At 70.5% G+C, this 25,328-nt stretch carries 20 protein-coding genes and 1 riboswitch; of the genes, 3 read left to right on the forward strand and 17 right to left on the reverse strand.

The window, feature by feature from the left end; all coding sequences use genetic code 11:
* Positions 1 to 37: 37 nt before the first annotated feature.
* The 4 genes from ACFO6V_RS21970 to thiO all read right to left on the reverse strand — a co-directional run bounded on the left by ACFO6V_RS21970 (position 38) and on the right by thiO (position 3,640).
* The gene (locus ACFO6V_RS21970) at positions 38 to 1,264 is read right to left on the reverse strand and encodes a ThiF family adenylyltransferase (protein ID WP_377139403.1); all 1,227 of its coding nucleotides are present in this window, start codon (positions 1,262 to 1,264) and stop codon (positions 38 to 40) included.
* Positions 1,261 to 2,094: a thiazole synthase gene (locus ACFO6V_RS21975; protein WP_377139406.1), complete on the reverse strand. Its 834-nt coding sequence runs from the start codon at positions 2,092 to 2,094 to the stop codon at positions 1,261 to 1,263. Before ACFO6V_RS21975 ends, ACFO6V_RS21970 begins: the two co-directional genes overlap by 4 nt.
* Before the next feature lie 2 nt (positions 2,095 to 2,096).
* The gene (gene thiS / locus ACFO6V_RS21980; protein ID WP_377139408.1) at positions 2,097 to 2,375 is read right to left on the reverse strand and encodes a sulfur carrier protein ThiS; all 279 of its coding nucleotides are present in this window, start codon (positions 2,373 to 2,375) and stop codon (positions 2,097 to 2,099) included.
* Positions 2,372 to 3,640 carry a glycine oxidase ThiO gene (gene thiO, locus ACFO6V_RS21985; RefSeq protein ID WP_377139410.1) on the reverse strand — a complete coding sequence of 423 codons (1,269 nt, stop codon included), beginning with the start codon at positions 3,638 to 3,640 and terminating at the stop codon, positions 2,372 to 2,374. The genes thiS and thiO overlap by 4 nt, the downstream gene beginning before the upstream one ends.
* Positions 3,630 to 3,733, reverse strand: a riboswitch (TPP riboswitch). Its footprint overlaps the gene before it by 11 nt.
* A gap of 83 nt (positions 3,734 to 3,816) precedes the next feature.
* Between thiO and thiE the strand changes: the two genes are divergently transcribed.
* Entirely contained in the window at positions 3,817 to 4,464 is a 648-nt protein-coding gene (gene thiE / locus ACFO6V_RS21990) for a thiamine phosphate synthase (RefSeq protein ID WP_377139412.1), read from the forward strand.
* 33 nt (positions 4,465 to 4,497) lie between these two features.
* Here the strand turns inward: thiE and ACFO6V_RS21995 are convergent, their stop codons facing one another.
* The 5 genes from ACFO6V_RS21995 to ACFO6V_RS22015 all read right to left on the reverse strand — a co-directional run bounded on the left by ACFO6V_RS21995 (position 4,498) and on the right by ACFO6V_RS22015 (position 12,245).
* Complete coding sequence (locus ACFO6V_RS21995) at positions 4,498 to 6,738, reverse strand: RICIN domain-containing protein (RefSeq protein ID WP_377139414.1); 2,241 nt, start codon at positions 6,736 to 6,738, stop codon at positions 4,498 to 4,500.
* A 130-nt stretch (positions 6,739 to 6,868) separates the two neighbouring features.
* Positions 6,869 to 8,221, reverse strand: a complete 1,353-nt coding sequence (locus ACFO6V_RS22000) for an ABC transporter substrate-binding protein (RefSeq protein ID WP_377139417.1) — start codon at positions 8,219 to 8,221, stop codon at positions 6,869 to 6,871.
* Positions 8,222 to 8,314: 93 nt separating this feature from the next.
* Entirely contained in the window at positions 8,315 to 9,259 is a 945-nt protein-coding gene (locus tag ACFO6V_RS22005) for a carbohydrate ABC transporter permease (protein ID WP_377139420.1), read from the reverse strand.
* Positions 9,259 to 10,131, reverse strand: coding sequence for a carbohydrate ABC transporter permease (locus ACFO6V_RS22010; RefSeq protein ID WP_377139423.1), 873 nt, complete (start codon positions 10,129 to 10,131; stop codon positions 9,259 to 9,261). Before ACFO6V_RS22010 ends, ACFO6V_RS22005 begins: the two co-directional genes overlap by 1 nt.
* Entirely contained in the window at positions 10,128 to 12,245 is a 2,118-nt protein-coding gene (locus tag ACFO6V_RS22015; protein WP_377139425.1) for a beta-galactosidase, read from the reverse strand. The genes ACFO6V_RS22010 and ACFO6V_RS22015 overlap by 4 nt, the downstream gene beginning before the upstream one ends.
* Before the next feature lie 164 nt (positions 12,246 to 12,409).
* Here ACFO6V_RS22015 and ACFO6V_RS22020 point away from each other — a divergent pair, with 164 nt between their 5' ends.
* Positions 12,410 to 13,525, forward strand: coding sequence for a LacI family DNA-binding transcriptional regulator (locus tag ACFO6V_RS22020; RefSeq protein ID WP_377139427.1), 1,116 nt, complete (start codon positions 12,410 to 12,412; stop codon positions 13,523 to 13,525).
* 98 nt (positions 13,526 to 13,623) lie between these two features.
* Here the strand turns inward: ACFO6V_RS22020 and ACFO6V_RS22025 are convergent, their stop codons facing one another.
* The 7 genes from ACFO6V_RS22025 to ACFO6V_RS22055 all read right to left on the reverse strand — a co-directional run bounded on the left by ACFO6V_RS22025 (position 13,624) and on the right by ACFO6V_RS22055 (position 18,234).
* Positions 13,624 to 13,917 (reverse strand): hypothetical protein, encoded by a 294-nt coding sequence (locus tag ACFO6V_RS22025; protein WP_377139430.1) that lies wholly within the window; start codon positions 13,915 to 13,917, stop codon positions 13,624 to 13,626.
* A gap of 107 nt (positions 13,918 to 14,024) precedes the next feature.
* Entirely contained in the window at positions 14,025 to 14,846 is an 822-nt protein-coding gene (locus ACFO6V_RS22030; RefSeq protein ID WP_377139432.1) for an HAD family hydrolase, read from the reverse strand.
* A 56-nt stretch (positions 14,847 to 14,902) separates the two neighbouring features.
* Positions 14,903 to 15,826 carry a helix-turn-helix domain-containing protein gene (locus ACFO6V_RS22035; RefSeq protein ID WP_377139435.1) on the reverse strand — a complete coding sequence of 308 codons (924 nt, stop codon included), beginning with the start codon at positions 15,824 to 15,826 and terminating at the stop codon, positions 14,903 to 14,905.
* Positions 15,759 to 16,295, reverse strand: a complete 537-nt coding sequence (locus ACFO6V_RS22040) for a DUF6879 family protein (protein WP_377139438.1) — start codon at positions 16,293 to 16,295, stop codon at positions 15,759 to 15,761. The genes ACFO6V_RS22035 and ACFO6V_RS22040 overlap by 68 nt, the downstream gene beginning before the upstream one ends.
* Before the next feature lie 8 nt (positions 16,296 to 16,303).
* Positions 16,304 to 16,831 (reverse strand): DUF6879 family protein, encoded by a 528-nt coding sequence (locus tag ACFO6V_RS22045; protein ID WP_377139440.1) that lies wholly within the window; start codon positions 16,829 to 16,831, stop codon positions 16,304 to 16,306.
* Positions 16,832 to 16,999: 168 nt separating this feature from the next.
* On the reverse strand, positions 17,000 to 17,992 hold the full coding sequence (locus tag ACFO6V_RS22050) for an SRPBCC family protein (RefSeq protein WP_377139443.1): 993 nt from the start codon (positions 17,990 to 17,992) through the stop codon (positions 17,000 to 17,002).
* Positions 17,989 to 18,234: a hypothetical protein gene (locus ACFO6V_RS22055; protein WP_377139445.1), complete on the reverse strand. Its 246-nt coding sequence runs from the start codon at positions 18,232 to 18,234 to the stop codon at positions 17,989 to 17,991. The genes ACFO6V_RS22050 and ACFO6V_RS22055 overlap by 4 nt, the downstream gene beginning before the upstream one ends.
* A 208-nt stretch (positions 18,235 to 18,442) precedes the next feature.
* On the opposite strand from ACFO6V_RS22055, the gene ACFO6V_RS22060 reads away from it, so the two are divergent.
* Positions 18,443 to 24,496: an Ig-like domain-containing protein gene (locus ACFO6V_RS22060; protein ID WP_377139448.1), complete on the forward strand. Its 6,054-nt coding sequence runs from the start codon at positions 18,443 to 18,445 to the stop codon at positions 24,494 to 24,496.
* 22 nt (positions 24,497 to 24,518) lie between these two features.
* On the opposite strand, the gene ACFO6V_RS22065 is transcribed toward ACFO6V_RS22060, so the two are convergent.
* The gene (locus tag ACFO6V_RS22065; protein ID WP_377139450.1) at positions 24,519 to 25,325 is read right to left on the reverse strand and encodes an ABC transporter ATP-binding protein; all 807 of its coding nucleotides are present in this window, start codon (positions 25,323 to 25,325) and stop codon (positions 24,519 to 24,521) included.
* Positions 25,326 to 25,328: the final 3 nt, after the last annotated feature.

A 25,328-nucleotide genomic window follows, 5' to 3' on the forward strand; every position in this document is an offset into this window, starting at 1 on the left:
CTATTTGCGCGCTATTTACACCCTATTTGCCTGTGATTTACTCGTGATCTTGCCCCCGCAGCCACGCGGTCATGCCGCCCTCGACCGACCGGGCGTCGAGCCCTGCCTCACGCAGCTGCCGCGCCACGCGGTCGGACCGGGCTCCGGACCTGCACAGCACGTGCACCGGGCGGCCCGCCGCCCAGGCCGTGACGTCGTCGACCACGGCGCCCGCCCGGTCCCCGGCGAAGGCGCCCGAGGGGACCGGCCGCGCGCCGGGCAGGGCGGCGAGCTCGATCTCCCAGGGCTCGCGCACGTCGAGCACGGCGGGCTCCGGACCGGCCGCGCGCAGCGCCGCCAGCTCCCCTACCGTGGTCCGCACACCGGCCGCCGCACCGTCCGAGGCCTCCGTGCCGTCCGGCAGCAACAGCCCGCAGAACACCGCGTACGGGTCGGTCTCGTCGGTCCCTGTGCCGGTGCTGTCGAGCAGCGCCGTCACGGGCTCCCGGGCCGGATCGCGCCGGACGGTGAGGTGCCGCCAGGTCAGGGCCAGGGCGTCGTACGTCGCGAGCCGCCCGAGCAGCGTCTCACCCAGCCCGGTGACGAGCTTGATCGCCTCGGTCGCCATGACGGACCCCAGGGTGCCGCACATCGCGCCGAGCACGCCGCCCGTCGCGCAGTCGGGCGAGGCGCCGGCCGGTGGTGGCTCAGGGAACACGTCCCGGTAGGTCACGCCCTCCACGCCGGCCGGTGGAGCGCCCCAGAACGTCGCGACCTGTCCCGTGAACCGGTAGATCGCACCCCAGACGCACGGGATGCCCAGCACCTCCGCGGCGTCGGAGAGGAGGTAGCGGGTGGCGAAGGCGTCGGTCCCGTCGAGCACCAGGTCGTAGCCGGAGAGCACGTCCAGCGCGTTGGCGGCGGTCAGCCGCTCCCGGTGCTCGACCACGCGGACGTGCGGGTTGACCTCCGCGACCGTCGCGTGTGCCGAGGCGGTCTTCGGCGACCCCAGGTCCGAGACGCCGTGGATCACCTGACGCTGCAGGTTCGACGTCTCGACGAGGTCGTCGTCCACGATGCCGAGCGTGCCGACGCCCGCCGCGGCGAGGTAGAGCAGGGCGGGGCTGCCGAGGCCGCCCGCGCCCACCACGAGCACCCGTGCGCTCGCCAGCCGGCGCTGCCCCTCGGTACCCATCCCCGGCAGCACCAGGTGACGCGCGTACCGGGCCAGCTCGTCGCGGTCCAGCTCGCGGCCGGGCTCGACGAGCGGCGGCAGCGCGGTCACAGCGCGAGGTCCAGGTTGTCGCCGACGGCGACCAGCCCCCCGACCGGGGACGACGCCAGCGCGCGCTCACGCCGCGGCGGCCGGCCGGCGCCGGCCGCCGCGTGCCCCGCCTCGACCGCGAGCCGCATCGCGTGCGCCATGCGCACCGGGTCGGCCGCGCGGGTCACGGCGGTCGCCAGCAGGACGCCGTCGCACCCGAGCTCCATCGCGAGCGCCGCGTCCGACGCCGTGCCGATCCCCGCGTCCAGGATCACCGGGACCGACGCCGCGCCGGCGATCGCCTCGATGTTGCGCGGGTTGGCGATGCCGAGCCCGGAGCCGATCGGCGAGCCCAGCGGCATGACCGCCGCGCAGCCGACGTCCTCCAGACGGCGCGCGGTGATCGGGTCGTCGTTGGTGTACGGCAGCACGGTGAATCCGTCGTCGACCAGGATCTTGGCGGCCTCGACCAGGCCGATCACGTCGGGCAGGAGCGTCACGTCGTCGGCGATGACCTCCAGCTTGACCCAGTTCGTCGCGCACGCCTCGCGGGCGAGCTGCGCGGTGAGCACCGCCTCGCGCACGGAGAAGCAGCCCGCGGTATTGGGCAGGGCGCGGATGCCCAGGCGCTCGAGCAGTCCCCAGACGGACGGGTCGCCGGCGGCTGCCGGGTCGGCCGACGGCCGGGGCCGGGACACGCGGCGCATCGCGACGGTCGTCAGCTCCGTGCCCGAGGCCACGAGCGCGTCCTCCAGGGCGAGCAGGCTCGCCGCTCCCCCGGTGCCCATGACCAGCCGCGATCCGAGCGTCGTGCCCGCGATGGTGAACGGTGTGTCGTTGGTGCCCAGCATGTTCAGCCTCCCTGCACGGCGGTGACTACCTCGACGCGGTCGCCCGGCCGGACGTACGTGGTGCCCCAGACGCTGCGCGGCACGACGGCGTCGTCCAGCGCGACGGCGACGCCGCGCGCCGCGCCGTCGACCACGAGGCCGGGCAGCAGGCGGGCGACCAGGTCGGCGATCGGCAGCGGCCCGTCGAGCGGGTACTGCTCGCCGTTGACGACGGCGGGGCCGGGTGCCGCGGGAGCCTGCGCCCCGGTGGTGGCGGATGCCGCGGACGGTGCTGTGGTCATGCTGTGCCTCCTCGTTCGGTCCTGGGTGTGGTCCCGGGTGTACTGCTGTATGCGTCGGCGAACCGGCGCGGGTCGGCGTACCGGGCAGCCGCCTCGACGGCGGCCCTGACCTCGGGCCCGCCGGGCGGTCCGCCTCCCGGCCCGTCCGCCGGCCGCCCCGCCCCGCCGAGCGCCTCGTCGACGGCGGCCGCCGTCAGCGGCGTGAGCAGGATGCCGTTGCGGTAGTGCCCCGTGGCCAGGTAGAGGCCGTCGGCCGCCCAGCCCAGGAGTGGTGCGTTGTCCGGGCTGCCGGGCCGGGATCGGGTGACGGCCTCCAGGAGGACGGCGTCGTCGAGCTCGGGCAGCAGGGCGCGGACGTCACGTAGCAGCGCGAAGACGTCGCCGGCGCGGGTCAGGTGATCGTCCTCGCGCTCGTCCGACGTCGCGCCGACGACCAGCTCGCGCCGCCCGTCGGGCCGCACCCGGCGGGGCACCGCGTAGACGGGGCGCCCCTGCACGGTGCCGCGCACCACCACGGCCGGCGACTGGTCGGCGGCGGCGTCCAGGCGCAGCGTCGTACCCGGTACCGGGCGGGTGGGCGCGCCCGCGAACAGGGCCGCGCTCGCGTGGCCGGCGGCCAGGACCACGGTCCCTGCGGGGTACGCGGTGCCCGCATCGTCGAGCGCGCCGACGACCGCACCGTCCGCCCAGGTCAGCGACATCGCGGCGCGAGGCACGAGCGTCGCACGCGCGGCGGCCACGGCGAGCGCCGCGTGCACCGCTCGCGGGTCCACCTGATGGTCGCCAGGGACCCACGCCGCACCCGCCACCCGGGGCCCGACGCCGGGCTCGCGCCGCCGCGCCTCGGCGGGCGTGATCTCCACGGAGCCGAGACCCAGCTCCCGGTGCAGGGCGAGCGTCCGGCGTAGCTCGACCAGGTCGTCGCCGTCGTAGGCGAGGGCGAGGGTCCCTGCGGTGTCCAGGCCGACGGCGCCCGGCGGCAGCCCCGCCGCACGTTCGAGCGCGTCAGCGAACTGAGGCCAGAGGGCGAGCGAGGCCGTGCCCAGCCGCGCCTGCGCCTCCTCCCCGAAGCCCGCCTCCATGACCGGCGCGAGCATGCCCGCGGCGGCGTGGGTGGCACCGTCGCCTGGCGAGGGATCCAGGACGACGACGCTCGCTCCGGCCTCCAGCGCACGCCAGGCAGCGGTCAGGCCGATGATGCCCCCGCCGACGACGAGGACGTCCCACGCGTGACTGCCCACGTGGCTGCTCGCACGGCTGCTCAAGTGTTCTCCCTTCGCTGGCATGACCCAGATCAGGTTCGACGGTCGGCGCCCTGCGCCCTCTCAGCCCCGTCCGGGGCTCCCGTGCACGCGACAACCTTAACCCCGCCCGGCAGCCGCTCCGGGACGCCTGCGCACAAGGCGACCGCCCGTCGGTGCGTCGACCTAGACTCCCGCCCATGGACCCCCGCACCCGGCTCGCCGACGCCCGCCTGTACCTGTGCACGGACGCCCGTCAGGACACGAACGACCTGGAACCGTTCCTGCACGCGGCGCTGGAGGGCGGCGTCGACGTCGTCCAGCTGCGGGACAAGTCCCTGGAGGCGGCCCGCGAGGTGGAGCTGCACGCGCTCGTCGCCCGGGTGGCGGCCGAGCACGGGGCGCTGTGGGCGGTCAACGACCGGGCCGACATCGCGCGGCTCACCGGCGCACCGGTGGTGCACATGGGCCAGGGCGACCTGTCCAGCGATGCGGTGCAGACCCTGCTCGGCGAGGGCCCCGTGCTGGGCCGCTCCACCCACTCGCTCGACCAGGCGCTGGCCGCCGAGGCCGACGCCCGCGTCGACTACTTCTGCGTGGGGCCCGTGTGGGCCACCCCGACCAAGCCGGGCCGCGCGGCCGTCGGCGTCGACCTGGTCCGCGACGTCGCCGCCAAGGACCCGGGCACGCCCTGGTTCGCCATCGGCGGGGTCGACGACGCCCGCCTCGACCAGGTGCTCGACGCCGGAGCGCGCCGCGTCGTCGTCGTGCGCGCCATCACGCAGGCGGACGACCCGCGGGCCGCCGCCGCCGGTCTGCGTCGCAGGATTACGAACGCGGACCGGTAGCGCGCGGCCCACGGGCCGTCGGTGGTCAGGCCGTCACGACGTGACGCGCTGCCAGACCTGGTTGGTCCCGCCGTTGCACGTCCACTGCTGCGCCTTCGCACCGTTCGCGGAGGAGAACGCGGCGATGTCGAGGCACTTGCCGCTGTTGCGGTTGACGAGCTGGACGTTCCCGCCGGTCACCGCCTGGACCCGCCACTGCTGGTTGGTACCGCCAGTGCACGTCCACTGCTGGACCGTCCCGCCGTCGGCGGTCGAGCTCGCGTTCACGTCCAGGCACCGGTCGCTGGCGCCGTTCGTGACCTGGACGTAGCCGCCGGCGACCGCCTGGACCTGCCACTGCTGGTTGGCGCCGCCGGTGCACGTCCACTGCTGGACGACGCCGCCGTCCGCGGTCGAGCTCGCGTTCACGTCGAGGCACTTGCCGCTGTTGCGGTTCACCAGGCGTTCGGGCCGCTGCTCGACCAGCGTCCAGTCCTGCGAACCGTCCGAGGCGGCAGCCTGGAGCGTGAGCTGGCCGCCCGCGGTCGCCCCGGTCAGGTACAGGCCGGTGCTCGCGGCCGCCTGCAGCCGGGTGTACCCGTCGCTGGTGGTCACGCGGTTCCAGATCCCGGACTCCGTGTCGTCCACCCACTGGCCGACCTTCTGGCCGGCCGACGGCGTCCCCGTCCAGATGCCAGCGGCCCGTCCGCCGGACTTGTTGAGCAGGGCCACCGCACCGTTGGGCTTCGTGACGACGTGCCAGAACTGCGTGTCGCCGTCGGACGCCGACCCGGCAGCCTCCAGGACGACGTCGGGGACGTCACCGTTGCCGATGTTCGCGTCGTTGCTGTGGTTGCCCGTGCCGATCACCTGGCCGGTCTTCCGGTTGACGAGCTGGTAGTACGCGCCCGCCGAACGGCCGAGGTCCACCTCGCCGTACCGGATGATCGCGTTGCTCGCCGGACCGCCCCACGTGCCCTGGAGGATGGACACCCGACCGGTCCGCGTGACGTACTGCAGGGACCTGCTGTAGCCGGCGCCGACCGTGGTCTGGTACTCGGTCCACTGGCCGGTGCTCGAACCGGTGCGGTTGACCCAGACGTTGCCGCTGCCGCTCGCGTTGTAGACGATCCGGCCGTCCGGCAGCGGGATCATGACCGGGCTGCCGCCCGTCGCGAGCCCTCGCGAACCGCTGCTGACGGGCAGCGTGTCCACTCCCGTCCCGTCGACGTCGCCGTCGGCGAAGAACCGCAGCGGGTCGCTCGCGACCTTGAACCGGGTGTTCGTCCCGCCTCCCCAGTACTCGAAGGTGAGCAGCCACTTGCCGTCCGACGTCGGTGCGATGGTGGTCATGCCGGGGCGGCCGCCGCCGATCACCGACTTCCCGCCGACGTTCTGCGTCGTGCCCGCGACGTCCACGACGGGGGCGCTCCACGCCGCGCTCGTGCCGTCCCACGTACGGTGGGCGAGGATCTGGCCGTGCGAGTCGGTGGCCGTGTCGTTCGCCGGGTCCAGCCGCGCGACGCCGGTCGCGGGGTCGTAGCCGAGGTAGTCGTTCTCGTCCGAGTAGTACGTGACCAGCTTGCCGTCACGCACGATGAGGAACGGCTCCCAGACGGGGTCGACCTGCCGGTACGTGTTGGCCGCCGCGACGTTCGTGCCGATCGCCCCGGCGCTGCCGCCCTGCCAGCCGCCCTTGGCGATGATGTTGACGACCTTCCACGTCACGCCCTGGTCGGCGGACGAGAACAGGGCGATCGCGAGGTCCTTGCGGTCGCCGTCGTTGTTCGGGACCCAGTTCGGGTCGGCCGCCTTGTGCTCGGTGTAGTAGTGGTCCTCACCGGTGACGAGGCTCGCCACCAGCAGCGTGCCCGCGGCGACGTTGCCGACGGTCTGCGGCATGACGTAGAGGTAGGGGCTCCCCCAGTTGCTCGTGTACTTCGCGTAGGCGGGGTCGCTCGAGAGCTCCGCCGGCGGACGGACGGACGAGAGCGACTGCCACGTGGTGCCGTCGTCGTCGCTCTTGTAGATCGGCAGGGTGCCGCCGGTCGCGGCGCCGCTCGTGGGATTGACGGTCGCCTTCTCGAACGCGGCGACCAGGCGCCCGCTGGGCAGCTCGGCGGACTTCGGGTAGACGGCGCAGTTGCCGCGACCCTTGAGGCACTGGTCCGCGTCGGTGAGCTGGTACACGATGCCGCCGGTCGGGCGGTACGCCTGTGCGATCGCGGTCGGCACCAGCGCCGTCACGAGCACGGTGAGAAATGCGGTCAGGACGAGCTTGGATCTGGACGTCATGCCCCCTCCTCGGGGATGTCATCGACCCGTGCACGGCACGGGATCTCCGTACGCGACGCCGTCCTTGGCGCCGCGCCTACTCCAGCCGCGGGGGCCCGACGTCGGCGTCGGGCCCCCGCGGCGCTCAGCGTCACTTGTTGACGCTGAAGCCTTGCGAGCTGCCGTAGGTGACGAGCTGCTCCTGCCAGGCCTGCAGGCCCGCGTTCAGGTCGCTCTTGTCGGTGTAGGCCGCGCCGACGGTGTCGGGGAAGACGCTGTTGGCGTACACCTGGAACGGCAGGTACTCCCAGCCCGGCGCGACGTTCTCCGAGGCCTCGACCAGCACCTCGTTGATCTGCTGGCCGCCGAAGTACTCGGGTTCCTCGGCGAGGAACTCGGGCGAGCTCAGGTGGGCCGTGGTCGAGGGGAAGCCGCCCTGCTCCAGGAAGACGTCGACACTCTCCTCGGAGCTGTTGAGCCAGCGCGTGAACGCCGCGGCGAGCGCCGGGGCGTCGCTCTGCTTGATGACGGACTGGGCGCTGCCGCCGTTCTCGGCGGTGATCGGCGAGCCGTCGTAGCTGGGCAGCGGTGCGACGCGCCACTTGCCGGCGCCGTCGGGCACTGAGCCCTCCAGGATCCCGGGCATCCACGCCCCGGTGACGATGCTCGAGATGGTGCCGTCGCCCAGCGCCTTCCACCAGTCGTCGCTCCAGGTGGGGATGTCCGCGAGCAGGCCAGGCTCCAGGAGCTGGTTCCACGTGTCGGCCCAGAGCTTGGTGCCCTCGTCCTGCAGGTTCACGGTCACGTCGGTGCCGTCGGTCTGGTACGGGCGGCCGCCGGCCTGCCAGATCAGCGGCTGCGCGAAGCCCGGGTCGCCGGCGTCGTTGGTGATGTACTTCGACGGGTCGGCGGTGTGCAGCTTCTCGGCGGCGGCAATGTAGTCGTCCCACGTCGTAGGGACGTCGATGTCGTGCTCGTCGAAGATCTCCTCGTTGTACAGCAGCACCATGGGGCCGGAGTCCTGCGGCAGGCCGTAGATCGCGTCGTCGGCGGTCACGGCCGACCAGGTGGAGGCCGTGTACTGGTCCTCCAGGTCGCCGAGACCGTAGCCCGACAGGTCGAGCAGGCTGTCCGAGAGCACGAACTGCTGCAGCGCGTAGTACTCGATCTGCGCGACGTCGGGAGCGCCCGAGCCGGCCTTGATCGCGTTCTGCAGCTTGGTGTACTCGTCGGTCGCGGTGCCCGCGTTGACGACCTCGACCGTGACGTTCGGGTACTCCTTCATGAAGGCCTCGGCCTGGGCCTCGCCCGACGGGGTCCACGTCCAGTAGGTGAGCTCGCCGCCTTCTTCGAGGGCGGCGTCGAGGTCGGCGGGCGAGCCGGCGGGCGCCTCGGCGCCCGGGGCGTCGGCCGCGCCACAACCGGCGAGGGTCAGGGCGGTCACCGCGGCGGCGGCGAGCGCCGCCGCGGCCTTGGTGCGGGGGGTGCGGGGTGATCTGGTCATGGTCTTTCCTTCACATCTTTGTGGTGGGGCTGGGACGGGATGTCGGACGGCGGGGTAGGCAGGGGCGGCGGGCGGGGCGTCAGTAGCGGCGGGTCACTGCTTGACGCTCCCGGCGCTGAGGCCGGACTGCCAGAAGCGCTGGAGGAGCAGGAAGATCACGACGATCGGCACGATCGTGATGAGAGAGCCGGTGACCACGAGGTTGAAGATCGGCTCGGCGGCGACGCCCGCCGCCTGCGCGCTCCACTGGTTGAGCCCGACGGTCAGCGGGTACCAGTCCGGGTCGGTGAGCATGATCAGCGGCAGGAAGTAGTTGTTCCAGGTCGCGACGACGGAGAACAGCGCGACCGTGACGATGCCGGGGGCCAGCAGGCGGATCGAGATGGTGAAGAAGGTCCGCATCTCCCCCGCGCCGTCGAGCCGGGCGGCCTCCAGGAGCTCCGTGGGTACCGAGTCGATCGTGTAGACCCAGATGAGGTAGAGCCCGAACGGGCTGATCAGCGACGGGATGATGATCGACCAGGGGGTGTTGGTCAGCCCGATCTGGCTGAACAGCAGGAAGGTGGGCACGGCCAGGGCGGTCCCCGGCACCGCCACGGCACCGAGCACGACGGCGAAGTACGCGCCGCGCCCGGGGAACCGGAACTTGGCCAGGCCGTAGCCGGCCAGCGTCGCGAGGAACGTCGCGCCGCCTGCGCCGACCACCACGTAGAGCAGGGTGTTGGCGAGCCAGCGCAGGAAGATGCCGTCGTCGTGGGTGACGGTGGCGACGATGTTGTCCCACAGGGCGAAGGAGTGCCCGAACGAGAGCCCGAACGTCGAGAACAGGTCGCCCTGGGTCTTGGTCGCGTTGACCACGAGCCAGACGATGGGCACGAGCGCGTACACGAGGAACAGGACCATGAGCAGCGTCATGGCGACCGACTTGCGCGGGCGGGTGACCGAGTACGGCCGGAGGGCCCTGCCGGTGCGGGTCGTGCCCGTACGGGCCCGGTCTGAGCGTGCGCTGGGATGGATGGTACGAAGACCGGTGGACATCAGCGGTCCTCCTTTCGAGAACCGCGCATCTGCACCACGTAGGCGATCACCGCGGTGATGACGCCCATGATGATCGCGACCGTGGCCGAGTAGTTGTACTGCTGCCCGGCGAACGACAGGTTGTACGCGTACATGTTGGGCGTGAAGCTGCTGGTGATGACGTTGTTCGCCAGCGGCTGCAGCACGTTCGGCTCGTTGAAGAGCTGGAAGCTGCCGATGATCGAGAAGATCGTGGCGATCACTATCGCCCCGCGGACGGCGGGCAGCTTGATGGCCCTGACGACCTGCCAGCCCCGGGCGCCGTCGATCTCGGCGGCCTCGTACAGCTCGGTGGGGATCGTCTTGAGGGCCGAGTAGAAGATCACCATGTTGTAGCCGACGAACTCCCACGTGACGATGTTGCCGATCGACGCGGTGATCCACTGGCGTGCGAACGGCTGGAGCACGTCGCTGCCGAGCCACTCGTTGATGCTCGCCGTCAGGCCGAAGTTGCCGCTGTACAGGAATCCCCACATGAGGACCGCGACGACTGCCGGTACCGCGTAGGGCAGGAAGACCACCACGCGGAACAGCCCCGTGGCGTACAGGCGCGCGCTGTCGATGGCCAGGGCCGCGACCATGGCGAGGACCAGCATGATCGGCACCTGGATCAGCAGGAACCCGAAGACCCGCCCGAAGCCCTCCCAGAAGCTCGGGTCCTGGAACGCCGTGACGTAGTTGCCGAGGCCGACGAACCGGTTGCCGCCCACGAGCTGGTTCTGGAACAGGCTCAGCCACAGCGCGTAGACCAGCGGCGTGATGAACACGAAGACGAACACGAAGGCAAACGGCCAGGTGAACAGCCAGCCCGTCCAGTCCCTCTTCCGGCTCATCGGACGGCCTCGCCGACGAGCGTCCGGCAGCCCCACGGCCCGAGGACGAGCTGCGAGCCGGTGACGTGCGCGGTGTCGGCGCCGGGGTCCCGGACGTCGGCAGCGAGGACGAGCTTCTCCTCGCCCCAGCCCCAGTTGAAGACGAACCAGACGCGTCGCCCGTCGGGCAGCGTGCCCGAGGAGACCGTGACGGCCGGGCCGCGGTCGCCCGTCAGCAGGTCGCCGATTCCCCGGGGAGCGGCCCACCGCACGACGGCGGTCGCGAGCGCGGGCGACGGGACCGTGCCGACGGTGGTGACCCGGCCGCTGCCGTGCGGGTGGGTGACCACCGCCGGGAAGTCGCCGAACCGCGGGTGCTCGTACGCGGCAAGGGTCTGGGCGCCGTCGGGGATCAGTCCGTCGACCCAGCGGCGTGCGGAGGCGTCCGCCTCCAGGACGAGCGGGCTGCCTCCGGTGGCCACCACCTTGAGGTCGGCATCGAGGTTGGAGAACTCCTCGTACCAGACGCCCGCGGCGTCGTGCAGGCCGTCGGGTGCGGTGGCGACACGGGCGCGCGCCTCGTCGTCGGCGTAGGCGGTGCGCGGCCCGAGGACCAGGTGGCCGCCCGCGGCGGCGTACTGGCGCAGCAGGTCCAGGTCGAGGTCGGTGGTGATGTACAGCCCGGCCGCGACGAGCACCGGGAAGCGGCGGGCCAGCTCCGGCGCGCCCAGCTCGTGCGCCTGTGGCAGGTGCAGGATGCGCGCCTGGCGTCCGGCGTCGGTCACGCCCCGGTAGAAGGAGTCGACGATCTGCTCGTACGACTCGTCGTCGGGCTGCCCGTCGGTGGCGAGCGGGGGCATGAACTGCAGGGCGAAGCGGCTCGGGTTCGACCAGAGGATCGCGACGTCGGCGTCGGGCTCGTACCCGTCGAGCGTGGTCCCGAGCCCAGCCAGCTCGTTGCCGATCTCCGCGATCTCGGCGTAGACCCGGCCCGGGCGGAGGCTGTGCGGCAGCACGCCGCCCCAGTAGGTCTCCGCGCCGTACGGCAGCGTGTGCCAGTGCCAGTACTCGATCATCGCCGCGCCGCGGGAGATGAAGGCATAGGCGGCCTGCTTGAGCTGGCCCGGGTAGGGCGGGTGGTTGGCGTGCGCCGCGTCGATGGCCTGTGCGTTGGTCTCGGTGACGAGGTAGCGGGCCTGGCGCGAGGAGTACATGCGGTCGGCCTGGCGCAGCAGCCCGGCCACGCCGGTCGTGTTCCAGTAGTTGGGCTGGGCGAGGTTGATGCCGGCGTCCAGGTGGTCCTGCATGCCGTAGTACGGGTTGCCGGACAGCACGTCCAGGTGCAGGCCGAGCTGCTCGTCGTCGAGCGCGCGACGGGGGTACTGCAGGCAGGTGGTGACGAACTGGCCGGGGCTGCGGTACTCGCCGACGATGGCTGCCTGCCAGGCGATGAACTCGTTCGTGACGTCCGCCTGGTAGCGGCGCCAGGCCAGGTCGTACTGGGGGAACGAGTTGCCGTCGGGCCGCCACAGCTCGTCCCAGCCGTCCAGGCGGTGGGACCAGTAGGTCAGTCCCCACTCCTCGTTGAGGGTCTCGACGTCGCGGTACTGCTTCTTGAGCCGCCGCACGAACCGCGTGAACGTCCCGTGGTTGTGGATCAGCTCAAGACCCGGCTCGTTGTCGACCTGGTAGCCGATCACCGCGGGGTGTGAGGCGTACCGGCCGAGGATCGCTCGGATCACCCGCTCCGCGTGATGCCGGAACGCGGGGTGCGAGTAGTCGACCTCCTGGCGGGCGCCCCACGGGATCGGCTCGCCCGTGCGCCGTTCGGCGGCGATCTCGGGGTAGGCGGTCTGCAGCCACGGCGGCACGGCGTAGGTGGGCGTGCCGATGATGACGTCGATCCCCCGGGCTCCTGCGGCGTCGAGCACCGGCGCGAGCCATTCGAGGTCGAGCTCGCCGTCACGCGGCTCCCACGTCGACCAGACCGACTCCCCGACGCGGATGACGTTGATGCCCGCCGCCACCATCAGGTCGAGGTCCTCCTGCAGTCGGCCGCGGCGGTGGTACTCCGGGTAGTACGCCACGCCGAAGAGCATGTGGCGGGGCGGATCAGGGTGGTTGTGCAAGTCCATGAGGCAGCTACTCCGTTGTCGTGCGCTGGAACCCGAGTGACGCTAGCGCCAAATGTGACCGGTCACAATGCTCCGAGACCAACTTGTTACCGGTCACATGCATCAGATCGGGGCTGGCGCGCCATACGGTGGGACGATCCGAGCTCGCCGACGAAGGAGACCGCATGCCGCACGGCACCGCACCGCTGGAGACCGGCGAGGCGCGGGACGCACCCCGGGACGACCTGTCGTCCGAGGTCACGCCCGGTGCCGGCGCGGTCGCCGCATCAGCCGAGGAGCTGGGGCGGCCCGCGACGATCCGCGACGTCGCGGCGCTGGCGCGGGTGTCGCACCAGACGGTGCACCGGTACCTGCAGGGTTACGAGGGCATCCGGCCGGCGACGCGTGAGCGCGTGGTCGAGGCGCTCGAAGCACTCGAGTACCGCCCCAACCTGACCGCTCGGTCGCTGACCACCGGCCGGTCGATGCGGATCGGCGCACTGACGCACGAGCTCGACCAGTTCGGCCCGAGCAAGATCATCCAGGGCGCCGCGCAGGCCGCCCGCGACGCCGGCTACGTGCTCGACATCCTGAGCCTCGACATGGGCGACCCCGAGGAGATCGACCAGGCGTTGCAGACGGTCACGCAGCACGACCTCGCCGGAGTGCTCGCCCTCGCCTCGACCGACCACATGGCGCAGGCGTTCGGCGCCGCGAACTTCCGGGTGCCCGCGTTCCTCGCGGGCGAGGAGGACGAGTTCGCGAGCCACCATCCCTCACAGCTCACCACCGTGGGATTCCCCGCCCTCATCGACCACCTGGCGGAGCTCGGCCACCAGCGCCTGCTGCACGTCGCCGGCCCCACCGCCTGGTCGGCGGCCCGCAACCGGGCCCGCGCCTTCGAGACCGCCGTCGCCGCCCACGGCCTGGTGTCCATGGGCGTCGTGCACGGCGACTGGACCGCACGCTCCGGATACGAGGCCATCTCGGCCCTGCCGGCCCGCCTCGATTTCACGGCCGTCGTCGTGGCCAACGACCAGATGGCGCTCGGAGCGCTCCTCGCCCTCCGGGAGCGGGGCGTGCGGGTACCCGAGGACGTGAGCATCACGGGAGTCGACGACATCCCCGACGCCGCATACTTCTCTCCCCCGCTCACGACCCTGCGGGTCGACTTCGTCGCCCAGGGACGCCGCGCCGTCGAGCACCTGCTGGCACGCATCGCCCAGCGTGAGCCCGCGGACGACGAGGCGCTGATCTCGCAGCTCGTCGTGCGCCGGTCCACCGGCCCGGCGGCTCCGTAGCGCGAGCGGTCGGCCGACAAGGTACACCCGTGGAGCAGGTGCCGTCCGTGGCCACGCCCCAGGTCCGGGTCCCTAGCCCGTGGTGTCGGTGACGGGTGTCAGAGCTCGTCCGCTGCGGGCCGGCTGCGCCGTCCGACGACGAAGCCGGCCGCGCCGCCGAGCAGGAGCGCACCGGCGCCGGACAGCAGCACTGCCGTCCCGGGCGCGGGGGTACCGCCCGGGGTGTAGGTCGTGTCCGACAGGGGCGCGTACGCGAACCAGCCGTTGGGCGCCGGACGGCTCTCGAACCAGGCGGCGGTACCCAGCAGCACAAGTCCGAGGACGACGAGGGCCGGAACGACGACACGTACGGCGCGCCCCCGACGGGGTACCGGAGGCGGGGTAGCTGTCATGTCGATCATCCTCCCGGCGCAGGTCGCAGGGGGCAACCGTCGTGTCCGATGCACCGACAACCGCCGCCCTAGACAACGCCGTCGTGGGACGTGACGGCCGACGAACCTCAGCTCAGCAGCGAAAGCAACGCCGGCGCGGCACCGTCGTCGTCGATAGTGCCCGTGGCCCGGTCCGCGTAGCACTGCACGTGGCTGGGGGCGTGGCCCATGACGACGGAGCGCGCGGCCCAGCGGAACATCTCGACGTCGTTCTGCCCGTCGCCGATAGCCGCCGTGTCCCAGGACTCCACGCCCAGCTCGGCCCGCACCTGCTCCAGCGCCGTCGCCTTGGACAGGCGGGGCGGGGTGACGTCGAGCCAGTCGGAGCGGGTCTCGATCACCGTCAGCCTCATGGCCCGCAGCACCGGCGCGAGGCCGAACGCGGCCGGCCCGTGGATCACCAGCCGCGGCGCCGGTTCCGCCCACAGCTCCTCAAGCACGCCCACGCTGTGCTGGTCACCGTTCAGCTCACCGTCGGGGAACGGGATGTTCACGCGGTACCCGACACCCACCACCTCGGTCGCGACCCGGATACCGGGCATGGCCTCCACCGCCACGCGCACGGCCTGCTCGGGCTCGATGCCGTGCAGATCGGTGATCTGGTACCCGCCACCCTTGAGGTGTGCCGTGACGGCACCGTTGCTCGCCACCAGCCACACGTCGTCGAGGCCGAGCTCGACGGCGGCGTCCAGCGCGCCGATCAGGGAACGGCCTGTCGCCAGGACGACGTGGTGCCCGGCCACTCGGACCCGCTCTATCGCGGCGCACACAGCAGCGGTGGGCGGCTGCCCGGTGTTGATCAGGGTGCCGTCGATGTCGCAGGCGACGAGAGCCGGCGCCATGAGGTCCAGGGGCCGCGTGGTCCGCTGCGGCGTCGGTGCTGAGGTCATGTTTTGGAGATTATTGACACCGACCCGGCTGAGGGCCGATCTTTCGAAAACTTGCTCTACTCCTCGTCGTCTTTCCGATTCAGGCGCCTCTCGATCGCTCGCGCAGCCCGAGTGAGATGCGCTTGCGCCTTACGGTCGTAGTCAGCGTCGAGCGCGAGGGTCTCGAACACCCTCATGTACAAGTCGATCTCCTGGGGCTGGGTGAGATCGAGTCCCGCCGAGAAGGTCTCGACAGAGACCAAGCGCTTGTCCATCACCCAAAAACCATGTTCAGGCGCCCTCGTGAGTCTCTTCTCGAACGGAATGATCCCCAACCGCACGTTCGGGAGCATCGACACGGACATAAGGCGGTCGATCTGCACCAGCATCGCCTGCGGTGAACACAGCGCGTTCATCAGAGCCGACTCGGTCATGACGAAGTAGAACTTTCGAACGGGCTGGTAGAGGACCACCTGCCGAGCCATCCGAGCCGCCACAGCCTCGTCCAGGTCCGCGCGCTTGCCCCAGACCTTGGCGCCCTCCTCCAGGCGCGTGCGCGCGTACTCGGGCGTCTGGAGCAGGCCGGGCACCATCGTGGGCTGGAAAGACCGAAAGACCCGCGTGCGAGCCTCGTCCCGCGCTGCTGCGTGCTGTGACGGGGCAAGGCCCGCACGCAGGATGTGCTGCCAATCCCGATGCCGCGTCTTGAGGGTGTGCAGGGAAGCCAGCAGGTCCTCGGCGACGTCTTCTGTGCTGGTAGCCCGACACCAGGAGCGGACGTCGTCGTCTGTCGGTGCCTGCCGGCCGTTCTCGATCTTGGACACCTTCGACGGTGGCCAGGAGAACGCCTCGGCGAGCTGCTGACCCGTGAGGCCAGCAGCTCGCCGAAGTTCCCGCAGGCGCGCACCTAGCTCGTTGCGCGCCGCCCGGATGTCAGAGCTGTTGGATGTGCTGTTTGGCAAAGTCGCCCCTCGGAACGGCGTGGTGCCAGGCGACGTCACGCCAATAGTTGTGCTCGACCACCACGGCCGGGTCCTCGATTAGCTCAAAGCCGAGAAACCTGTCGTTGTCCGTGAAATGCATCCTCGCGACCACCTTTGAATCAAGCAACCAGTAGTCATGATCCGGCAGATCGCCGGCCTGATCACGGCGAAGGTAACGAATGTCGTCGCCCGCCCGATTCGTTGCCTCCGCTTCGAGGACGCCCCACTCGTTGTACGTGCTCAATGGCAGCGAGACCACCCGGACTCGATGGAACCGCACTCCGGCGGCGGTCACCCGGCGCACGTACCTCAGCCAGTCAGACGTTCGGTCCCGGTCGATCCAGCCCGCTTCCGTGTATCGCCGCAGGTCCGCCTTTTCGCTCGGCTCGTTGTACGCCTCTCGAACCTCCAGCCGATACGCCGTGTGGTCGAACTCGTCGAACAGCTTGCCGAACTCGCGCCCAGGCTGGATCAGCTCGCTCGTCATGCCGGCTATCAGTCCATGTACTGCGCGGCGAACTCGGCCCGTGGGATCGCGTGGTGCCACGCGGCGTCGCGCTGGTAGTTGAGCTCGACAACCTCCGCCGGGTCCTCGACCAGCTCGAAGCCCAGCAGCTCGTCCTCATCGTTCCAGTGCATCTTGGCGACGGTCCGGGAGTCGAACATCCAGTAGTCGAACTCGGGCAGGCCCTGCGCGTCGTCGCGGGCGAGGTACCGGATGTCCTCACCCGCCTCGACGCTGTACCGCGTGACCCAGAGCGAGTAACGGGCACTGTCGGTCAATGGAAGCGACACCACACGAACACGACGGAAGATGCGCCCCGCGGCCTTCGCCTCCCGAATGGACGTGAGCCAGTCCTGGAACCACTCGAGGTCGGCCGTCCCGGTCGCAAGGAATTGAGCCATTGGCTCTCGTTCGAGCTGCGTGTTGTAGGTGTCCCGTACATGGAGCCGGTACGCGGTGTGCTCGAAGTTCTCGAACAAGTCGTGCCACCGCGAGTCGAGCGGGATGAGGCCGCTCAAGAGCAGGTCTCTTCGTGGTCAGAGCGGGCGTGAATCGTCATGACGTCCTCCGAGATCTCGATGGTCGTCCCATGATCGAGTACCCCACCGCCGTCAGCCAGGATCTTTCTCAAACTTGCTCGATGCGGTAGCCCGCCCCACCACCTCGCGGATGAGGTCGCGCCCGGGTCAACGGAAGACGCGGCTGATGCCCCCACCGAGGTGCGACAGCTGCATCCAGATCGAGAAGCGGGTCAGCGGACGCAGGAGCAGGGCAAGGAGCGGGCGGCGCGGCCGGTCGGCGTTGCGATCCCAGGCGAGCGCGAGGCGCAGCTGCGTGCCGCCGGCTGCGGGCTCCAGCTCGACCCTGATGCGCCGCGCGTTCGCCTGGGCGACGTCGGGATAGGTGAAGCGCCACTCGAGGTGGTGCCCCTCGTCGAGGGCGACCACCTCGACCTGCTGGGTCATGAGCTCAGGCTTGACCCTCATCGCCTTGCCGTCGGGACGCACGGTGCGCGTACGAGCCACCCAGGTGTCCCCCGCGCGCACCACCGACGGTCCGCTCTCGACGCTACCGATGCCCGGCTCCCACTCGGGCATCCGTGAGGCGTCGGCGAGCAGCTCCCAGACCCGCTCGACCGGAGCGGGAGCGAAGGCCGCGGAGACGCCCGAGAGCCTGCCCGGCTCGACGGTACGCAGCGGGGCGTGGGACGGGTAGCGCGCGGCCTCGTCGAGACCGGCGACCACAGCCTCGGGCGTGGTGCCGAGCCGGCGCAGGACGGCGGCGATCATGCCGCTCGGCTCGGCAATCAGCTCGCGCAGCACGGCCGCGGCGTCACCGCGCTTGTCGCCGGCGCCGGCGCGCTCGAAGATCTCGAGCGAAGGTTTGTCCCACTCGTAGCCGCCCGTCTCGTGGAACACGATCTTGCCGCCGGCGGGCACCTCGGCGTTGATGCCGAGCGAGCCCAGCTGCTCGGCGTGCTGCGCCGCAACCGCCTCCCGCACCGCGTCGAGGGTGACGCCCAGACCGCGCAGCACCTGGCCCGCGACCTGTTCGTTCACCGCGAGCGCCATGAGCAGGTGTCCGACGTCGGTGGTGCGCTGCCCGGAACGCGAGGCCTCTTCCATCGCGGCGAGCGACAGCGTGTGCGAGGTGGCCGCGGCACTGGCGAACTTGCTCATCTGCTCCTCCTGGGGACCGGGATGGTCTGGTCGATCTTCTTCGCGTACTTCTTGTGCACCGCCTGCCGGGTCACGCCAAGAGCCTCGGCGACCTCGAGCCAGGTCATTCCCGCACGCAGGCCGGCCTCGACCTGGCCGAGCTCGAGGCGTTCGGTGAGTGCCCGCAGCGAGGCGACGGCCCGCAGGCCCGCGCGGGGGTCGCTCGTGTCGGCCGCGACGTCCGCGACCCGTGTTGACTCCATGCCTATCAACCTACGTTGCTAACGCCAATCTAAGCAACCCAGGTTGCCAATGCGAGACGCTCCCGCCGCTCGATGGACAGACGGGTCATTCTGGGTAGTTCTACCCACCGATATTCGACGACTTTTCACCTTTGTACTCGGTAGGGTGCTCCGGTTGCGCCTGTGTGGCCGTCCGGGCGAGCAATCTTTCGTGGAATGAGGAGGACGCATGAGCCTGGTCTCACGCGCGTTGAAGAACCGTCGATCCGTCGTGTCGACCAGTGTGGTGACCCTGTTCGGGGTGGGGCTCCTGAGCTTCGCGCTCCTGTACGAGGGCGAGTCGACAGCCGACGTCGAGCTGAACGACTCGGGCGTCTGGGTGACGCGGACCGCACAGGGCGAGCTCGGCCGGTTCAACTACGACGCGAAGGCCTTGGACGGCGTCCTGCTGGCAGGCGCCGGAAGCTTCGACGTGGAGCAGGACGCACAGCATGTCCTCCTGAACAGCACGAGCAGGTTCTCCGCTAGCCCGGTGAACCCGGGGCAGCTGGTGCTCGACGCCACGATGAAGCTTCCCGCCGGCGCGCAGGTCGCCTCGGGCAGCGCAACCACCGCCGTCTACGACCCGGAGACGGGCAAGGCCTGGGTCCTTCCGTTCGCCTCGACCACCTTCGACGAGAACAAGCTCAAGCCCACGGTCAAGGCGGGGCCCGGCGGCAAGCTCGCCGTCGGCAACGACGGCACGGTACTCCTCGCCGTCCCGGGCGACGGCAAGCTCTACACGATCCCCACCACCAAGCAGGGCGTCGCCGAGCAGGTGGACGAGGTCGGACTCCCCCTCAGTGCCGACGCCGAGGTGCAGGTCTCGGCGGTGGGTGACGAACCAGTGGTGTTCGACCAGACGTCCGGCACCCTGGTGCTGCCGGGCGGCGACACGGTCAAGATCGCCGACGGCGCACAGGGCACGCTGCAGCAGCCGTCGAGCGAGACCGGCAACGTGGTGGTCGCGACCCTGAACGGCCTGGTCGTCCAGCCGCTGGCAGGCGGGACCTCCACCCTGCACTCCCTGACGGGCGGGCCGGCGAGTGTCGCATCGGCCCCGGTGCAGCTCGGCGGGTGCGTCTACGGCGCCTGGTCGGGGCCCGGTCAGGTCGTCCGGGAGTGCGCGGGCGAGACCAACGACGTCCGGCAGGCGCTGGAGGGCGCGGACGCGTCCACGAGCCTGGTCTACCGCGTCAACCGTGACGTCATCGTGCTGAACGACGTGGCGAACGGTCAGCTGTGGATGGCCGCCGACGACTTCGAGATGGTCGACGACTGGGACTACATGCAGCCCAAGAAGGGCGATGGCGACAAGACCGAGTCGGAGCAGACCACCGCGATGCAGGTCGACCACTTCGTGGCCGACCGGAACAAGGCCAACAACACACCCGTGCCCGAGAAGGACTCGATCGGCGTCCGGCCCGGCCGGACCACTGTGCTGAACGTCCTGGGCAACGACATGGACAAGGACGGCGACGTGATGACGGCCTCGGTCGTCACCCCGCCCGAGGGTGTGTCCGTCAACCGCGTGCTCGGTGGAGCGGCCCTGCAGGCCGACGTGCCGGACAACGCGACAGGCGAGACAACCTTCACGTACCAGGTCGACGACGGTCGCGAGAACGGCACGGCGACCACCGAGGCCACCGTGCGGGTGGTGCCGCTCACCGAGAACAACCCACCGGTCCAACCCGACGGCGAGCCCGTGCTGCAGGTGGGCCAGGACCGTCTGGCCAGCATGAAGGTGCTGCCCTACTTCCAGGACCCCGACGGCGACGACCTCTACCTCTCCGACGCGACCACCGCGAACCCGCTGGACGAGGTGCGGTTCCGTCCGGACGGCACCGTCGAGTTCCGTGACGGCGGCGGCGCCACCGGCCTCAAGGTGGTCGACATCCGGGTCGTGGACTCGGAAGGTGAGGCCTTCCAGGGCAAGATGCACGTGGACGTCGTCGCCGCGAACGTCGCGCCGGTGCCGGTCCAGGACCACGTGACCGTGCTGACCGGCGAGCCGGTCACCGTGAACCCGATGGTGAACGACCACGACGCCAACGACGACACCCTGCGGCTGACGAGCGTCGCCGAGGCAGCCGGCGCCAGCATCACGCAGAACACGCCGGCGGGGAACTTCAAGTTCCGGAGCGACCAGGCCGGCTCGTACGACGTGCCCTACTACATCTCCGACGGCGTCGAGCAGACGATGGGCCTGGTGCGGGTGGACGTGGTGGACCCGCCGGAGGAGGCGGGTGCGCCGGTGGCCGTCTCGGACCAGGTTCTGCTGCCGACCGGCGGCTCCGCCCTGGTCGACGTCCTGGCCAACGACACCGACCCGGCGGGCGGCGTGCTCGTGGTGCAGGGCGTGAACGTGCCCACCGGTGCTCCGGTGACCGTCTCGGTGCTGAACCATCAGATCCTGAAGGTCTCCGAGATCAAGCGGCTCGGCGAGCCCGTCCTCGTGACCTACCGGGTCGCGAACGGCTCGGGCACGGTCACGGGGCAGGTACGCGTGGTGCCCATCCCGACGTCCGCGCAGATGCGGCCGCCGGAGGCGGGCCCCGACGAGGCGACCGTGCGCGTCGGTGACGTGGTGACCATCCCGGTGCTGAAGAACGACAGCCACCCGGACGGTCTGGCGATGAAGGTCACCGACAAGCTGCAGGAGGCACCGCCGTCCTCGCTCGGTGAGGCCTTCGTCTCCGAGGACACCGTGCGGTTCAAGGCCGGCAACAAGGCCGAGACCGTCCACGCGGTCTACGAGGTCGAGGACGCCAACGGCCAGAAGGACTCCGCGCAGGTCACCATCACCATCAAGGACGAACCGGCGAACATCGCCCCGCAGTTGCCGGACATCGAGGCGCGGGTGCTCAGCACCGGCACGGTGCGGATCCCGCTGCCGCTGGACGGGATCGACCCCGACGGCGACCACGTGACGCTCAGCTCCATCTCGGCGGCGCCCAGCAAGGGCAATGCCAAGATCGTGGACGGGGCCATCGACTACCAGGCCTCCGACACCACGGGCTTCGACACCTTCAGCTACCAGGTCACCGACACGCGCGGCGCCATCGGCCAGGGTGTCGTCCGGGTGGGCATCGCGGCACCCCCGGCGAGCAACCAGGAACCGCAGGCGATCGACGACGAGACGACGGTCCGGCCGGAGCGCACGGTGGCCATCCCGGCGCTGCTCAACGACTCGGACCCGGACGGCGACCAGATCAGCCTGGTCGCCAAGGCCTTCGAGGGCACCAAGGAACTGAAGCCCAAGGCCGTTGAGGACGACGTCGTCGTCACCGCGCCCGGCGAGGCCGGCCCGTACTCGTTCTACTACGGCATCCAGGACCCCTATCAGGCGGGTACGAGCGGCGCGATCACGGTGAACGTCGACCCGGACGCACCGCTGCTGCGCCCCATCGCGTACGACGACGTGGTGACGTCCGACGACGTCGAGGGCGACACCAGCGTCACGGTGAACGTGCTCGACAACGACGCCGACCCGGACGGCGTGGGCGCCGACCTGGACGTGGCGGTCGACCCTGGCCTCAAGGGTGTGACGGTCACCGAGTCGAACGCGATCAGGGTCGAGCTCACCGAGGACGCCCAGGTCATCACGTACACGGTCACCGACATGGACGGCCTGGAGGCCAAGGCGTTCGTGCGGGTGCCGAGCAACCAGGCGCGGCCGCACATCAAGCCGGGCCTGGATCCGCTCAAGGCCTTCAGCGGTGACCCGCTCACCATCGAGCTCGAGGACTACGTGGTGGTCCGGGAGGGCCACAAGCCGCGGATCACCAAGGACAACACCGTCAAGGCCGTGGCGGGCAAGGTCGCGATGACCGACCACGACACGCTCGTGTACACCTCCGCGGAGGACTACGCGGGCGCGGCGTCGGTCAGCTTCGAGGTGACCGACGGCACCGGCCCCGACGACGCCAAGGGCCTGACCGCGGTGCTGACGCTGCAGATCGACGTCGTCCCCTCCAACAACCAGCCGCCGAAGATCACCGGTACCCCGGTGCTCGAGGTCGCGGCTGCCGAGAAGGCGACCGTCGACCTGTCGCGCTACGTCAAGGACCCGGACAAGGACCCGCTGGACTTCAAGGTCGGGAGCAAGAACGGCATAGAGATGACCGTCTCCGGCACGTCGGTGATCGGCGAGGTCGGGGCGGTCCCCAAGGGCACCGTCGTACAGCTCCCGATGACCGTCTCGGACGGCAGGAACCCGGCCGTCCGCGCCGAGCTGACCGTCAAGGTCGTGCAGTCCACCAAGCCGGAGGTCAAGACGACCGACGACAAGGTGCCGAACGCGCACCAGGGCAAGCCGTCGACCGTCCCGGTGCTGAAGAACGACACCAACCCGTTCCCCCAGACGCCGCTGAAGGTTGTCGCAGCGGCCAGCGAGGCGGGCGGGGGCAAGGTGTCGTTCACCGACTCCGAGGTGGTCGTCACTCCCGAGGACGACTTCACCGGCGTCATGACGGTGCGGTACACGGTGCAGGACGGCACCGGCGACCCGGACCGCCAGGTCGACGGCTTCGTGAAGCTCACCGTGCTGGGCAAGCCCGACGCTCCCCGTGCGCCCCGCATCGAGGAGGTACGTTCCGAGACCGTGGTGCTGAGCTGGGACCAGCCCAACAACAACGGCGCCGACATCACGAGCTACACGCTGCGGACCGACGGCGGTCAGGAGCACAGGTGCACCACGACCACCTGCACGTTCGACGGCCTGAGGAACAACGTGAAGTACACGTTCACGGTCGTCGCGACCAACGAGGTGGCCGACTCGGCGCCGTCACCGGCGTCCGCCGAGGTGCGGCCCGACGAGAAGCCGGACAAGCCGGAGCCGCCGACGCTCAAGTTCGGCGACCGGAAGCTGACGGTCTCGTGGAAGAACAAGGCGTACACGGACCGGTCCCCCATCGACTGCGTCACCCTGGAGATCAGCCCGCCGCCGGCCGACAACGTGACCCAGAAGACGTGCCAGACCAGCAGCCCGGTCGAGTGGACAGGGCTGCAGAACGGCACCTCCTACACGGTGCGTGTCCAGGCGAAGAACGACGCGGACCAGCCGTCGGACTGGAGCGACCCGTCCGCGGCGGAGACACCCGCCACGAAGCCCGACCAGCCGAACCCACCGACCGCCACCAGCTCGGACACTGCCGCCGGCGGTCAGATCACCGTCACATGGCAGGCCCCGAACAACAACGGTGACGCGATCAGGCAGTACTACGTGACCGAGTACCGGGACGGGGTCAGGACCAGGACCATGCCGGACAGCGACCTCGAGATGGTTGTCCAGAAGCTGAGCACCGAGTCGGCCTACAAGTACACGGTCGAGGCCGAGAACAAGGCGGGCAGGTCGCCGGTCAGCGCGGAGTCCGCCGAGACGGTGCCGTACGGCACACCGGACACGGTGGGCACTCCGACAGCCCGGCTGGGCTCGGAGACCAGCGGCCAGGTCGACGTGCAGTGGAACCGCATCAACGACTTCCGCGGCAAGGGCGGGTACTACAACGTCCGGGCGAACGGCGGGACCGCCCAGAACGCGGGGAACAACGCGTCGTACACCCACAAGAGCCTGAACAACGGGACGGCGTACACCTTCCAGGTACAGGCCTGCAACGCGAACGGCGCCTGCTCGGTCTGGTCGGAGTCGTCGAACCCGCCGCAGACGCCGTACGGTCCGCCGATCCAGCCGACGATCACCGCCACCCCCGGGATCGGGAACGTCTCCTTCAGCTGGGACGCGGACGGGGACAACGGCGTGCCGACCAGGGTCCAGGTGTCCGGGGCGGTCAGCAGCACGAGCAAGGCCGGCACCGCGACGGCGGACGGCAACCCCGGCCAGACCCTGGAGGCTTGCGTCAGGGTGACGGACGAGAACGGGGAATGGAAGGAGGCCTGCGACTCGGCGCAGGTCCTGCAGCCCAGGGCGTGGGTGACGGCGGCGAGCAGCGGACCGAACTCCAGCAGCCGCTACTGGATGGTGAACTGGGAGGGCTTCGACGCGAACAGCGAGGTCGCGTGCTGGGCGGGTGACACGTCGCGCATCGACAACGGGCCGAACTACTGGCACGACATCCACGAGGGGCATGCCAGGACCTGGGAGGGCAGCACCAAGTACCCGATGAACGGTGCCTCGGGCTCGAGACAGCTGTCCTGCTGGATGGGCTCGAGCTACAACGGGACAGAGGTCGCGTTCATGGTCGACGGTGTCCGGTACGAGACCAGGACCTGGAACGTCCGCTGATGACTGACCGGGGCTCGCGCGGCTACCGCGCGAGCCCCGACCGGTGCCGCCCCAGCGGGATCACGAGCGGCGTGCCGCTGCGGGGGTCGGTGATCACGTCGCACGGCAGGCTGAAGACGTCCTCGACGATCTGTGCGGTCACCACCTCGTCGGGGGTGCCCTCGACGACTATGCGACCGTTCTTCATCGCGATGAGGTGGTCGGCGTAGCGGCAGGCGAGGCTCAGCTCGTGCAGCACCATGACTATCGTCTTGCCGCGGTCGCGGTTGAGGTCGACGAGCAGGTCGAGCACCTCGATCTGATAGTTCACGTCCAGGAACGTCGTCGGCTCGTCGAGCAGGAGGATGTCGGTGTCCTGCGCGAGCGTCATGGCGATCCAGACCCGCTGACGCTGCCCGCCGGAGAGGTCGGCGACCCGGCGGGACACCAGATCGGCCGTTCCGGTGGCCGCCAGCGCCTCGTCGACGGCGGCGTCGTCGGCGGGGGTCCAGCGGCGGAACCAGCCCTGGTGCGGGTATCGGCCGCGGCCGACCAGGTCGCCCACCGTGATCGACGACGGCGCGACCGGCGACTGCGGCAGCAGGCCGACCAGGCGCGCGAGGTCGCCGGACCGCATGCTGTGCACGGGAACGCCGTCGAGCAGCACCTGCCCCGCACGCGGGGCGAGCAGCCGGCTGAGGCCGCGCAGGAGCGTGGACTTGCCGGAGGCGTTCGCGCCGATGATCGCCGTGATCGCGCCGGAGGGTATGTCGGTCGACAGCTCGCGCACGATGTCGGCGCCGTCGTAGCCGAGCGTGAGCCCGGCCACCTCGAATGAATGATCGCTCACGCG

Origin of the sequence: Promicromonospora alba (assembly GCF_042654905.1) — a bacterium.
Classification (GTDB): Bacteria; Actinomycetota; Actinomycetes; order Actinomycetales; family Cellulomonadaceae; genus Promicromonospora; species Promicromonospora alba.